This is a genomic window from Polaromonas sp. (assembly GCF_016185115.1).
Taxonomy (GTDB): Bacteria; Pseudomonadota; Gammaproteobacteria; order Burkholderiales; family Burkholderiaceae_C; genus Polaromonas.
On sequence record NZ_JACPOF010000021.1, the window covers coordinates 79,822 to 93,679 of the forward strand.

Annotated in this window: 11 protein-coding genes; all 11 read left to right on the plus strand. The window is 62.9% G+C overall.

The window, feature by feature from the left end:
• Positions 1 to 191 precede the first annotated feature (191 nt).
• The 11 genes from HYX42_RS15800 to HYX42_RS15850 all read left to right on the plus strand — a co-directional run bounded on the left by HYX42_RS15800 (position 192) and on the right by HYX42_RS15850 (position 13,575).
• Entirely contained in the window at positions 192 to 695 is a 504-nt protein-coding gene (locus HYX42_RS15800; RefSeq protein ID WP_293405428.1) for an outer membrane protein assembly factor BamE, read from the plus strand.
• Positions 692 to 1,507 (plus strand): 4-hydroxy-tetrahydrodipicolinate reductase, encoded by an 816-nt coding sequence (gene dapB / locus HYX42_RS15805; RefSeq protein ID WP_293404723.1) that lies wholly within the window; start codon positions 692 to 694, stop codon positions 1,505 to 1,507. Before HYX42_RS15800 ends, dapB begins: the two co-directional genes overlap by 4 nt.
• A 5-nt stretch (positions 1,508 to 1,512) precedes the next feature.
• The gene (locus HYX42_RS15810) at positions 1,513 to 2,157 is read left to right on the plus strand and encodes a MotA/TolQ/ExbB proton channel family protein (RefSeq protein WP_293404725.1); all 645 of its coding nucleotides are present in this window, start codon (positions 1,513 to 1,515) and stop codon (positions 2,155 to 2,157) included.
• Positions 2,158 to 2,171: 14 nt separating this feature from the next.
• Entirely contained in the window at positions 2,172 to 2,630 is a 459-nt protein-coding gene (locus tag HYX42_RS15815) for a biopolymer transporter ExbD (RefSeq protein WP_293404727.1), read from the plus strand.
• 120 nt (positions 2,631 to 2,750) lie between these two features.
• Positions 2,751 to 5,420 carry a leucine--tRNA ligase gene (gene leuS / locus HYX42_RS15820; protein ID WP_293404729.1) on the plus strand — a complete coding sequence of 890 codons (2,670 nt, stop codon included), beginning with the start codon at positions 2,751 to 2,753 and terminating at the stop codon, positions 5,418 to 5,420.
• Between the two features lie 32 nt (positions 5,421 to 5,452).
• Complete coding sequence (gene lptE, locus HYX42_RS15825; protein WP_293404731.1) at positions 5,453 to 5,959, plus strand: LPS assembly lipoprotein LptE; 507 nt, start codon at positions 5,453 to 5,455, stop codon at positions 5,957 to 5,959.
• Positions 5,960 to 5,962: 3 nt separating this feature from the next.
• Positions 5,963 to 7,069, plus strand: a complete 1,107-nt coding sequence (gene holA / locus HYX42_RS15830; RefSeq protein ID WP_293404733.1) for a DNA polymerase III subunit delta — start codon at positions 5,963 to 5,965, stop codon at positions 7,067 to 7,069.
• A gap of 256 nt (positions 7,070 to 7,325) precedes the next feature.
• On the plus strand, positions 7,326 to 8,333 hold the full coding sequence (locus HYX42_RS15835) for an HlyD family secretion protein (protein ID WP_293405430.1): 1,008 nt from the start codon (positions 7,326 to 7,328) through the stop codon (positions 8,331 to 8,333).
• Positions 8,330 to 11,089, plus strand: a complete 2,760-nt coding sequence (gene rbbA, locus HYX42_RS15840; RefSeq protein WP_293404735.1) for a ribosome-associated ATPase/putative transporter RbbA — start codon at positions 8,330 to 8,332, stop codon at positions 11,087 to 11,089. Before HYX42_RS15835 ends, rbbA begins: the two co-directional genes overlap by 4 nt.
• A gap of 10 nt (positions 11,090 to 11,099) precedes the next feature.
• Positions 11,100 to 12,227, plus strand: coding sequence for an ABC transporter permease (locus tag HYX42_RS15845; protein WP_293404737.1), 1,128 nt, complete (start codon positions 11,100 to 11,102; stop codon positions 12,225 to 12,227).
• A 55-nt stretch (positions 12,228 to 12,282) separates the two neighbouring features.
• On the plus strand, positions 12,283 to 13,575 hold the full coding sequence (locus HYX42_RS15850; protein ID WP_293404739.1) for a glutamate-5-semialdehyde dehydrogenase: 1,293 nt from the start codon (positions 12,283 to 12,285) through the stop codon (positions 13,573 to 13,575).
• Positions 13,576 to 13,858 lie beyond the last annotated feature (283 nt).

Consider the following 13,858-nt stretch of genomic DNA (forward strand, 5'->3'; position numbering starts at 1 on the left):
GGCCCGGTCACCCGTCTGGCACCCCCCGGCCGGGACGGGCGCAGAGGTACCCAGCCGCTACAATGGTCAATCATATCGCTACACCCCATCCCATGCCCGAAAATCATCGTTACAGCATTCGCTCAGTGTTTCAGGTGTCGGCGCTTGCGTCTGTCGCCGTCCTGATGACGGCGTGCAGCTCCTTCAAGGGCATGAGCGCCTCGTCCGTCAATCCGGTGAACTGGATCACGCCCTACAAGGTTGATGTGGTTCAGGGCAACTTCATTTCCAAGGAACAGGTTGATCTGCTCAAGCCCGGCATGACGCGCGCGCAGGTCAAGGATGTTTTGGGTACACCATTGCTGACCAGTGTTTTTCATGCTGACCGCTGGGACTATGTTTTTACCCTGAAGCGCCAGGGCACGGAGCCCCAGTCGCTCAAGTACACCGTGTATTTCAAGGGTGATGTGCTGGAGCGGTCCGAAGGCGACACCATGCCAAGCGAGGCAGAATTCATCTCCAAGCTCGACGCCCGCCGCAAGCTGGGCACGGTGCCTGTGCTTGAAGCGACTGAAGAGCAGCTCAGGAATGCGGCCGCGAAGGCCCCCTCCACCATTCCGAATGCGGGCGCTCCCACGGCACCCCGCACCAGCGGCGCTGCTGCCATTGGCGCCCCGTCCGCGGCTTACCCGCCACTCGAAAGCCCGTTGCGGTGAGCGGCGCGGCGGTACACAGGCTGGCAATTGCCGGCGCCAGCGGGCGCATGGGCCAGATGCTGATAGAGGCGGTCAAAAACAGCGATGACTGCCGGTTGGGCGGTGCGCTTGATGTGGCGGGCAGCCCGGCCATAGGTACTGACGCTTCGGCGTTTTCTGGCCATGCCAGCGGTGTGCTGATCCAGTCGGACCTCCGTGAAGGCCTGAAAAACGCCGAAGTGCTGATTGACTTCACGCGCCCGGAAGGCACCATGGCGCACCTCGCGGCTTGCCGCGAGATGGGTGTCAAACTGGTCATAGGCACGACAGGGTTTTCGGATGCCCAGAAGGCTGAAATCGCTGCGGCATCCAAAGACATCGCCATCGTCATGGCGCCCAACATGAGTGTGGGCGTGAACGTCACGCTCAAGCTGCTGGAGATGGCGGCCAAAGCGCTCAACTCCGGATACGACATCGAAATTATCGAAACGCACCATCGTCACAAGATCGACGCTCCTTCAGGCACGGCGCTCAAAATGGGCGAGGTGGTAGCCCAGGCTTTGGGTCGTGATCTTAAAGGCCATGCGGTGTTTTCCCGCGAAGGCATCACTGGCGCGCGCGATCCTTCGGCGATTGGCTTTTCCGCCATTCGCGGCGGCGATATTGTGGGCGACCATACCGTGATGTTTGCCGGTATTGGCGAGCGCATTGAAATCACCCACAAGTCATCGACCCGCGAAGGTTACGCCGACGGCAGCCTGCGTGCGGCACGCTTCCTGGCTGGCCACAAGACGGGCCTGTTCGACATGTTCGACGTCCTGAACCTGAAGTAATTCATATGAACCTGCCCGGCGTTCTGGCTCAGGGAGGCCTCATCAGTGTGCTGGTGGCCGTGCTGCTGCTGCTGATGTCTGTCGCCAGCTGGGTGGTGATTGTCTGGAAAGCCTGGATGCTGCACCGCGCTGTCGGCGATGTCGCCCGCAGTACCGCAGCCTTCTGGCAGTCCGCCTCTGTCGAAGAGGCTGGTGACAAGGTCGCCGCCTTTGACCGCGAGGCGCTGGTTCTGCCGCTCATAGAGGCTACAAAAATCAGCGCCAGCGGCACGCTGGCCACGGCCGGCGACAAATCGCAGCAACTCACGCGCGTTCTGCGCGATGCACTGCACGCCGTGCTGCACAAGCTGCAGTTCGGCCAGGTGCTGCTGGCGACCGTGGGTTCGATTGCGCCGTTTGTCGGGCTGCTGGGCACCGTCTGGGGTATTTATCACGCACTCATCGGCATCGCATCTGCGGGCCAGATCACGATCGACAAGGTATCCGGCCCGGTGGGCGAGGCGCTCATCATGACGGCGGCCGGCCTTGCGGTGGCCATACCCGCAGTTCTGGCTTACAACATCTTCGGCCGTTTTATCGGCCGTATCGAAGCCGACCTTGAAGGCTTTGCCCGCGATCTTCGCGAACTGCTGGCTGGCCCGCGCGGCTGATCATTGGTGCCGCAATGAGTTTTGGTCGCCTCGAACGAACTCCTGGCTCGCAGCCCATGAGCGAGATCAACGTCACGCCGCTGGTCGATGTGATGCTGGTGCTGCTGGTGATCTTTATCCTGACCGCACCGCTGCTGGCCAGCGCCATACGGCTGGACCTGCCCAAAACCGATGCCGCCAAACCAGCCGATGCCCCCAAATTCGTGACCATTGTGGTGGACCAGGCCGGGCAGGTTTTCCTCAACGACAAGCCCATCGCCACTGAACAGCTGGCCAGCCGCCTGAAAGAAACCGCCACGCAAAACCCGGACACCGAAGTGCAGCTGCGCGCCGACCAGGCCGTGCCTTATGGCAAGGTCGTCGAGGTCATGGGCGTCGCGCAAAAGGCAGGACTCAACCGCATTGGCTTCGTCGCCGACACGCCTGTTGCACAGCCGGTCTCGCAGTCCGCTGCGCCTTCCGGCAAACCCTGAACGGCGCAGCAGGGGCTGCCGACCCCTTAACGCCTAAAATCCACCTGTTGCCAGCCCGGGCTGCCCGCCAGCCTGCATCCTGACTTCTTCTGAATTCCCTGATTCCGCCCCCCTTCCCCCATGCAAGAAAAATACAACCACATCGAGATCGAGCGCAGCGCTCAAACGCACTGGACGGCTGCCGACGCTTACCGCGTGGAAAACCACGACGACCCGAAAAAGCCGATGGGCAAGTACTACGCCTGCTCCATGCTGCCCTACCCCAGCGGCAAGCTGCACATGGGCCATGTGCGCAACTACACCATCAACGACATGCTGGCGCGCTACCTGCGCATGAAGGGTTACAACGTGCTCATGCCCATGGGCTGGGATGCGTTCGGCCTGCCTGCGGAAAACGCCGCCATGAAAAACGGCGTGCCGCCTGCGAAGTGGACCTACGACAACATCGCCTACATGAAAAAGCAGATGCAGGCGATGGGGCTGGCCATTGACTGGAGCCGCGAAGTCGCGACCTGCGACCCGTCATACTACAAGTGGAACCAGTGGCTGTTCCTGAAGATGCTTGAAAAAGGCATCGCTTACCGCAAGACCCAGACCGTGAACTGGGACCCGGTAGACCAGACCGTGCTGGCCAACGAGCAGGTGATTGACGGCAAGGGCTGGCGCACGGGCGCCACCGTCGAGAAACGTGAGATCCCTGGCTACTACCTGAAGATCACCGACTACGCCGAAGAGTTGCTGGACAGCGTGAGCACCAAACTGCCCGGCTGGCCCGAGCGCGTCAAGCTCATGCAGGAGAACTGGATAGGCAAGAGCGAAGGCGTGCGTTTTGCCTTCCCGCATGACATCAGGGATTCATCGGGTGCGCTGATTGGCGACGGCCGCATGTATGTCTTCACCACACGCGCCGACACCATCATGGGCGTGACCTTCTGCGCCGTCGCGCCAGAGCACCCGATTGCCGCACAAGCCGCAGCGACGAACCCGAAAATCGCCGCCTTTATCGAAGAATGCAAATCCGGCGGCACCACAGAAGCCGAACTCGCCACGCAGGAAAAGAAGGGCATGCCCACCGGCCTCTTCGTCACGCACCCGCTGACAGGCGACAAGGTTGAGGTCTGGGTCGGCAACTATGTGTTGATGAGTTACGGCGATGGGGCAGTCATGGGCGTGCCCGCGCATGACGAGCGCGATTTCGAGTTCGCCCAAAAATACGGCCTGGCCATCAAACAGGTCACCGATGTCAAGGGCCAGCCTTACAGCCTCGATGCCTGGGCCGACTGGTATGGCGACAAGCAGCAGGGCACGGCCATCAACTCCGGCAAGTACGATGGGCTGCCTTTCAAGGCGGCTGTCGACGCAGTAGCGACCGATCTGGCCGCCAAAGGCCTCGGCGAGAAAAAAACCACCTGGCGTTTGCGCGACTGGGGCGTGAGCCGCCAGCGTTACTGGGGCACGCCCATCCCCATCATTCACTGCGAAGAGCACGGCGCCGTCCCGGTGCCCGAAAAGGATTTGCCCGTGGTGCTGCCGCAGGACTGCGTGCCCGACGGCTCCGGCAACCCGCTGCACAAGCATGTGGGCTTTCACGCCGGTGTGGTTTGCCCGGTCTGCGGCAAGCCCGGCCGCCGCGAAACCGACACCATGGATACCTTTGTCGATTCGTCCTGGTACGTGATGCGTTACTGCGACCCGCGCAACGACCAGAAAATGGTGGCCGAAGGCGCTGACTACTGGATGCCCATGGACCAGTACATAGGCGGCATCGAGCACGCCATCCTGCACCTCTTGTATGCGCGCTTCTGGACAAAAGTCATGCGCGACCTGGGTCTGGTGAAGATCGACGAGCCCTTCACCAAACTGCTGACGCAGGGCATGGTGCTCAACCACATCTATTCACGCAAGGCCGAAGGCGCAGGCATCGAGTATTTCTGGCCCGCCGAGGTCGAAGACACGCACGATGCGTCGGGCAAGGTCACAGGCGCGAAGCTCAAGGAAGCCAAGGGCGCACTGCCCGCGGGCACCCCCATCGTCTATGAAGGCGTGGGCACCATGAGCAAGTCCAAGAACAACGGCGTGGACCCGCAGGATTTGATCGAGCGGTACGGCGCCGACACCGCGCGCCTGTACACCATGTTCACGGCCCCGCCCGAAGCCACGCTGGAGTGGAACGATGCCGGTGTGGAGGGCAGCTACCGCTTCCTGCGCCGGGTCTGGAATTTCGGCGTGAAACTCGGCGCAATGACTGCCACCTCCGGTGATGCAGGTGACGCTGGTGCGTCGGCAAAAGACATCAAGGCGCTCAGGCTGGAAATCCACATAGTGCTCAAGCAGGTGGATTATGACTACCAGCGCATGCAGTACAACACCGTCGTCTCCGGCGGCATGAAGCTGCTCAACGCGCTCGAAGACTTTAAGGGGGGCACGTCAGCCGCCTCGCTCGAAGCGCTGCGTGAAGGTTTCGGCATCCTGCTGCGCTGCATTTACCCGGCAACGCCGCACATCGCCCATGCCCTGTGGGTCGAGCTCGGCTACGCTGCTGCGCAGGGCGACCTGCTCGACGCGCCCTGGCCCGAAGTTGACGCCGCAGCCCTGCAGCAGGACGAGATCGAACTTATGCTGCAGATCAACGGCAAGCTGCGCGGTTCCGTGACTGTCAGTGCAACGGCAGACAAGGCGGCTATTGAAGCTGCGGCGCTGGCGACCGAAGCATTCCTGAAACAGGCCGCGGGCGCAGCGCCGAAAAAAGTGATTGTGGTGCCGGGCCGGCTTGTGAATATTGTGGTCTGAGAGGCCGCCAGAAGAAGTCAAAAAGGAAAACCATGCAACGCCGTCTCCTGCTCACCTTCATTGCCACCGGCACTGCTCTGGCTGTTGCCGGCTGCGGTTTCGAACTGCGCAAGGCGCCCAACTTTCCGTTCAAGACCATCTACATCCCCTATGCGGTAGGCACGGCGCTGGGCATCGAGTTGCGGCGCTCGCTGGAGTCCGGCGGCAACGTGACCGTCATCACCGATGTGCGCTTCATCGACCAGGCCGAGGTGATTCTCGATGTGGCCAGCGAGACGCGTGAAAAGACTGTGGTCAGTCGCAATGCCCAGGGTCTGGTGCGCGAGTTCCAGCTGCGCCTGCGTTTTGTCTTCCGCCTGCGCACGGCCAAGGGCAAGGAGCTGATTCCCAACGCGGAAATCCTGCAGCAGCGCGACATCAGCTTCAACGAATCCGCAGTGCTGGCCAAGGAGTCTGAAGAGGCGCTGCTGTACCGCGAGATGCAGAGCGACACCGTGCAGCAGATCATGCGCCGCCTTGCGGCCGTGACCGAGCTATAAGACATGAACCTGCAGCCCGCACAACTTCAGGAGCACCTCAAGCGCGGGCTCAAAAGCTTGTACACGCTGCATGGTGACGAGCCGCTGCTGGTGCAGGAGTTTGCCGATGCGCTGCGGGCCGAGGCGCGCCAGCAGGGTTACACCGAACGCACCGTGCACACGGTGGCCGGTGCGCACTTCGACTGGAGCGAGGTGTTGGCCAGCGGTGGCTCGCTCAGCCTGTTTGCCGACAAACAGATTGTTGAAATAAGAATTCCCAGCGGCAAGCCGGGCAAGGACGGCTCGGTCGCGCTTCAGCAGATCGCCGAGCGCGCCCAGGGCGATGACGCCACCCTCACGCTGGTGATGCTGCCAAAACTCGATGGCATGACCACCAAGGGCGCGTGGTTTGGCGCGCTCGACAGCTTCGGCGTCACCGTCAAGTTCGACCCCATAGACAGGCGCAATTTGCCGCAATGGATTTCGCAGCGTCTGCAGATGCAGGGCCAGCGTGTGGCCGCCGGGGAAGAAGGCCAGCGCACGCTGCAGTTCTTCTCAGACCGCGTCGAAGGCAACCTTCTGGCTGCACACCAGGAAATCCAGAAGCTCGCGCTGTTGTATCCTGCGCAATCGGGCGCTGGCGATGGCACGCTGAGTTTTGAACAGGTTGAAAACGCGGTGCTTAACGTCGCGCGTTACGACGTCTTCAAGCTGGCGGAAGCCGTGCTCGGCGGCCAGTCAGTGCGTGTTGCGCGCATGCTCGAAGGCCTGCAGGCTGAAGGCGAATCGGAAGTGCTGGTGCACTGGGCCCTCAGCGAAGACATCCGCAGCATGAAACGCGTGAAAGACGCCATTGCGGCCGGCCGGCCCATGCCCATGGCCCTGCGCGACAACCGCGTCTGGGGCGTGAAGGAAAAGCTCTTCGAACGCGTGTTGCCGCAGATCGACGACACCACGTTGTCCAACCTGCTGCAGGCCGCGCACAAGGTCGACGGCATCGTCAAGGGTTTGAAGCAGCCCGACTGGCCGGCCAGCGGCTGGCAGGCCTTGCACCGCCTGGCGGGCATGGTGTGCGAGCAGTGCGCGGCGGCGCCTGCCGGCCGCGCGGCTGTGCAAGGCCGCGCACGCTGACGCAGCGTCCTGAGGCAGCGCGGACTTTTTGCGCTGGAATTGACGAAAGACAAGCTTGTTCGCATTAGCCGGGTCGCGGGCTATGTCCGGAAGGCGTGCGGTGGGAGAATCACACGAAGATGTTCTTCGCTGGCCCGGGATCTGCGGCTGTCCCATGGCGCGGCAGTGGAAAAATGTATTCCGGGGGATGCCCATGAAAACAGGTTTGAAGACCGCCCTCACTGCGGCGGTGTTGCTGGTGGCGGCTGCGGCCGGTATGCTGGCGTGGGCACCCTGGCGTGCGCGGGGGCCGGGGGAGGGCTTCATCAGCGGCAACGGGCGTATTGAAGCCACTGAAATTGCAGTGGCCACCAAACTGGCCGGACGGGTCGAGAAAATCCTGGTCTCCGAGGGCGACTTTGTCAAAGCCGGGCAACCGCTGGCACAGATGCAGATTGAAAGTCTGCAAGCCCAGCGGCAGGAGGCGGTGGCTCGTTTGCAGCAGGCCCGGCAGGCCGTGCTCGGAGCCGAAGTACAGGTTAACCTGCAGGAGAGCAATTACCAGGCCGCACTGGCCGTGGTGGCCCAGCGCGAGAGTGACCTGGCGACTGCGCAGCGCAGACTCCCTCGCTCGGAAAAGCTTGCGCAGGAAGGTTTTTTCTCCAGCCAGTTGCTCGATGACGACCGCGCCAGGGTGCGCAGCCTGCAAGCCAGTGTGTCGGCAGCCGAGTCGCAGGCCAAGGCGGCCAGGGCTGGCATCACCGTCGCGCGCAACCAGATCGAAGGCGCACAGTCCAATGTCCGGGCGCTGGAGGCCACTTTGGCCCGCATCGACGTTGAGCTGACGGACAGCGTTCTCAAGGCGCCGCGCGACGGGCGCGTGCAGTTTCTGGTAGCCCAGACGGGTGAGGTGCTGGGCGGCGGCGGGCGGGTGCTGGGCCTGCTCGACCTGTCGGATGTCTACATGACGTTTTTCCTGCCGGAAACGGTGGCAGGCCGCGTGGCGCTGGGCAGCGAGGTGCACATTGTGCTGGACGCAGCGCCCCAGTACGTGATTCCGGCCAAGGTGTCCTTCGTGGCCAGTGCAGCCCAGTTCACCCCCAAAACAGTGGAAACTGCCAGCGAGCGGCAGAAACTGATGTTCCGCGTCCGCGCCCAGATTGACCGCGCGTTGTTGCAGCGCCACCTGGAGCAGGTCAAGACCGGCTTGCCGGGCGTGGCCTGGCTCAAGCTCGACAAGGACGCGGCCTGGCCCGAGCATCTGGCGGTCAAGGGGAATCAATGACCCAGGGGCAGCCCGCCCCACCCGTGGCGCGCCTTACCGGGGTGACGCTGCGTTACAGGAAGAACACGGCGCTGGATGCCGTGACCCTGGACCTTCCCGCCGGATGCATGGTGGGGCTCATCGGTCCGGATGGCGTGGGCAAGTCCAGCCTGCTGGCACTGGTGGCGGGGGCCCGTGCGGTGCAGCAGGGCCGGGTCGAGGTGCTGGGGGGTGACATGGCCCTGCGCCGGCACCGCCAGGACGTATGTCCCCGGATCGCCTATATGCCGCAGGGGCTGGGCAAGAACCTGTACCCCACGCTCTCGGTGGAAGAAAACCTGCAGTTCTTCGCGCGCCTGTTCGGCCACGATGCCGCCGAGCGCCGCCGCCGTATTGACGAACTCACACGCAGCACCGGCCTGTACCCCTTTCTGGAGCGGCCCGCCGGCAAGCTCTCCGGGGGCATGAAACAGAAACTGGGGTTGTGCTGTGCGCTCATTCACGACCCGGACCTGCTGATCCTGGACGAGCCCACCACCGGTGTGGACCCGCTGGCGCGGGTGCAGTTCTGGGACCTCATTGCACGCATCCGCAGCCGCCGTCCGGACATGAGTGTGGTGGTCGCCACGGCCTATATGGAAGAGGCACAGCGTTTTGACTGGCTGGTCGCGCTGGACGAAGGCCGCGTGCTGGCCACGGGCACGCCCGCCGGGCTGATGGCGCGCAACGGTGTTGAATCGCTGGAGGCGGCATTCATTGCCTTGTTGCCGGAGGAAAAGCGTCGCGAACACCAGGCCGTGCACATTGCACCGCTGGTGCTCGATGCCCAGGCCGAAGTGGCCATCGAGGCGCGCGATCTGACCATGCGCTTTGGTGACTTTGTGGCGGTGGCGCATGTGAGCTTTCGCATCCAGCGGGGTGAGATCTTCGGCTTTCTGGGCTCCAACGGTTGCGGAAAATCGACCACCATGAAGATGCTCACCGGGCTGTTGCCGGCCAGTGAGGGCAAGGCCTGGCTGTTTGGCCAGGAGGTGGATCCGCACGACATGGCGACACGGCAGCGCGTGGGCTACATGTCGCAGGCGTTCTCGCTCTACACCGAGCTGACGGTACAGCAGAACCTGGAGCTGCACGCACGGCTTTTCCATGTGCAGGCGGCCGATCTGGCGGGCCGCGTGGCCGAATCGCTGACCCGCTTCGGCCTGCAGGACGTACGCGACGTGTTGCCAGACCGGTTGCCGCTGGGCGTGCGCCAGCGCCTGTCCCTGGCGGTGGCGACGGTACACCGGCCCGAGCTGCTGATTCTGGATGAACCGACCTCGGGCGTGGACCCCATCGCACGCGACAACTTCTGGCGCCTCATGATCGAGCTGGCCCGCCGGGACAAGGTGACCATCTTCATCTCGACCCACTTCATGAACGAGGCCGAGCGCTGTGATCGCGTGTCGCTGATGCACGCCGGGCATGTCCTGGAAAGCGCATCCCCCGCCGAAATCATCCGCAAGCGCGGTGCCGCAACGCTGGAAGAGGCCTTCATCGGGTATCTGAAAGACGCTGACGGCGATGCGGTCAACGATGCCCAGGTTACGCCGGAGGTGGATGTGCCGCGCGTTGATAGGCCGGCGCCGTCGAACAGCCTGCGCGCCCGATTCGGCCGCAGCCTGGCGCGTATGTACAGCTACCAGTGGCGGGAGTCGCTGGAGTTGCGGCGCGACCCGGTGCGTGGTGCGCTGGCCCTGGTCGGCTCGCTGCTGCTGATGGTGGTGATGGGTTATGGCATCAGCATGGATGTGAGCAGCCTGCGGTTTGCCGTGCTGGACCGCGACCAGACCACATTGAGCCGTGACTACATTCTCAACCTCGCGGGCTCACAGTATTTTTCGGAACGACCGGTCATTGCCAGCTATGCAGAGCTGGACCAGCGCATGCGCAGTGGCGAGCTGTCACTGGCCATCGAGATTCCGTCCGGCTTTGCGCGGGATGTGGCACGCGGGCAGGCCGTGCAGATCGGGGCCTGGGTGGATGGCGCCATGCCGCAGCGTGCCGAGACGGTGGTCGGCTATGCGCAGGGCATGCACCAGCACTGGTACGCGCAGCTGGTGCACGACCAGACGGGTCTGACGCCCTCTGCGCTCGTGGGCGTGGAAACGCGCTACCGCTACAACCCGGATGTGCGCAGCCTGCCGTCGATGGTGCCCGCGGTCATCCCGCTGCTGCTGCTGATGCTGCCCGCCATGCTCACGGCGCTGGCCGTTGTTCGCGAGAAGGAGCTGGGCTCCATCATCAACCTGTACGTGACCCCCGTGACGCGCACCGAGTTCATGCTGGGCAAGCAGCTTCCGTATGTGGTGCTGGCGATGGTGAACTACAGCCTCATGTGCCTGGCCGCCGTCACGGCGTTTGGCGTGCCCATGACCGGCAGTTTTGTCACCCTGACGCTGGCGGCGCTGATTTTCAGCGTGTGCTCCACCGGTATGGGCTTGCTGGCATCTACCGTGACGCGCAGCCAGATTGCGGCCATGTTTTTCACCATGATGGTGACCATGCTTCCCGCCGTGCAATTTGCCGGCCTGATCAACCCCGTATCGTCGCTGGAGGGTCTTGGGCGCTGGATTGGCGCCATTTACCCGGCCAGCCACATGCTCACCATCAGCCGGGGTGTGTTCAGCAAGGCGCTGGACTTTCAGGATCTGCGCAGCTCGTTGTGGCCCATGCTGGCGGCCGTGCCGGTGATCCTGGGCCTGGCCATTGTGCTGCTGCGCAAGCAGGAGGCCTGAGAGGTCCGACATGCGCAACCATATGTTCAACATCTATCGCCTGGGTATCAAGGAGCTGTGGAGCCTGTGGCGCGACCCGATGATGTTGCTGCTGATCGTCCACACTTTCACGCTGGCCATCTACCTGGCCGGTACGGCCATGCCCGAGACCATGCACCGCGCGCCGATTGCCATCGTGGATGAGGATGGCTCGGCCCTGTCGGCGCGCATTGCGGCAGCCTTCTATCCCCCGCAATTCACCCTGCCCGAGCGCATTTCCCTGCCGGACATCGACCCCGGCATGGACTCGGGCCGCTACACCTTTGTGCTCGACATTCCGCCCAACTTCCAGCGCGACGTGCTGGCGGGGCGCACGCCGCAGGTGCAGCTCAACATCGATGCCACCCGCATGGCCCAGGCGTTTTCAGGCAACGGCGCCGTGCAGCAGATCGTGATGGGCGAGGTCAATGAATTCGTGCAGGGCTACCGCAGCACCGCCGTCATGCCCGTCGAGCTGGTCACGCGCGTGCGTTTCAATCCGGCCTTGCAGCCTTCGTGGTTTGGCTCCCTCATGGAGGTGATCAACAACATCACCATGCTGTCTATCATCCTGACTGGCGCGGCACTGATTCGCGAGCGCGAGCATGGCACTGTGGAACATTTGCTGGTGATGCCGGTCACGCCCACCGAGATCATGCTGTCCAAGGTGTGGTCCATGGCGCTGGTGGTGTTGGTGGCGACCCTGGTGGCCCTCACGGTGGTCATCCAGGGGGTGCTGCATGTCCCCATCGACGGCTCCATTGCACTGTTTATTGCGGGAGCCGCCCTGCACCTGTTTGCCACCACGTCCATGGGCATCTTCATGGCCACATTGGCGCGCAACATGCCGCAGTTCGGGATGCTGTTGATCCTGATCATGATGCCGCTGCAAATGCTCTCCGGCGGCATGACGCCGCGCGAGAGCATGCCCTTGTGGGTGCAGCATGTCATGTCGCTCGCACCCACCACGCACTTCACCGAGCTGAGCCAGGCCATTCTCTACCGGGGCGCCGGGCTGGAGGTGGTGTGGACGTCGTTTCTGGCATTGTTCCTGACGGGCGGGGTGCTGTTTTCACTGTCGCTGGCGCGCTTTCGCAAGACCATTGCACAGATGGCCTGAGGCGGGGGCCGCCCCCCAAAACCCCAAATCCCGCCCAATCTGCGAAAATCCGGTGATGAACGCGACCAACATCACCGAATACACCCACACTCTGGGTTCGCAGGCAAAAGTGGCTTCTGCCCTTATGGCGCGTGCGCAGTCGGCGACTAAAAACGCAGCGCTTCGCACACTGGCGCGACTGCTGCGCGAGAACACCCAGGCGCTGCAGGCGGACAACGCCAAAGACATTGAGCGGGCAATTGCCAACGGCCTGTCCGCGCCCATGGTGGACCGGCTCAAGCTGACGCCCAAGGTGCTGGAAACCTGCGCGCAGGGCTGCGAGCAGCTGGCTGCGATGGCGGATGTGATTGGCGAGATCATTGGCATGAAGCAGCAGCCCAGCGGCATTCGCGTCGGGCAGATGCGCGTGCCGATTGGTGTGTTCGGCATGATTTTCGAGAGCCGCCCGAACGTGACCATCGAGGCGGCCAGCCTGTCGATCAAGAGCGGTAACGCCTGCATCCTGCGTGGCGGTTCGGAGGCGATCGAGTCCAACAAGGCACTGGCCCAGCTGGTGCAGCAGGCGCTGCTGGAAAGTGGCCTGCCCGCCGACGCGGTGCAACTGGTGCAGACCACCGACCGCGAGGTGGTGGGCCAGCTCATCGCCATGCCGCAATATGTGGACGTCATCATCCCTCGCGGCGGCAAGGGCCTGATCGAACGCATCAGCCGTGACGCGAAGGTGCCAGTGATCAAGCACCTGGACGGCAACTGCCACGTTTATGTCGACGACCCCTGCGACATCGCCATGGCCGTGACGGTGGCCGACAACGCCAAGACCAACAAGTACAGCCCCTGCAACGCCAGCGAAGGCTTGCTGGTCGCCAAAGGCGTGGCGGCGGAATTCCTGCCGAAAATCGCCGCCATCTATGCCGACAAGGGCGTGGAGATGCGCTGCGACGCAGCCGCCAGCGAGATCCTGAAGGCCCAGCCCGCCATCGCGGCCAAAGCCAGCATCAGCGCCGCGACCGAGCAGGACTGGTATGAGGAATACCTGGCGCCCATCATCAGCATCAAGGTGGTGGCGGGCATCGATGAAGCGATAGCCCACATCAACCAGTACTCCAGCCACCACACCGACGCCATCATCACGCGTGACCACATGAATGCCCAGCGCTTCCTGCGCGAGGTTGATTCAGCAAGCGTCATGGTGAATGCGAGCACCCGCTTCGCAGACGGTTTCGAGTTTGGCCTGGGCGCTGAAATAGGCATTTCGACCGACAAGTTCCACGCCCGCGGCCCGGTGGGCATTGAAGGCCTGACTTCGCTGAAATATGTGGTGCTGGGCAACGGCGAAGTGCGGGTCTGAGCGCCAGGCGGTTCGTCCGCAGGGGCTTGGGCCAGCTTTTTTGCTATTAATTCTGTAGCTGCCGACGTGCGTATTTATTGGTCTGGAGGCCGATTTGGCACCTGAAAATGGCCTTTTTGGGCTGTTTTTGATGCCCCTGCGGGCAGAAAGCGGCCTCCAATCCCAAAAAGTTAATATGGGAGTTAACTTTTTGCCAATTTTTAGCGTACACGCTAAATTTTTGCCGTATATATTAAAATTTGCTGAGATGGTCAAACGGCAACTGTCCGGGCAAACCCAGGCA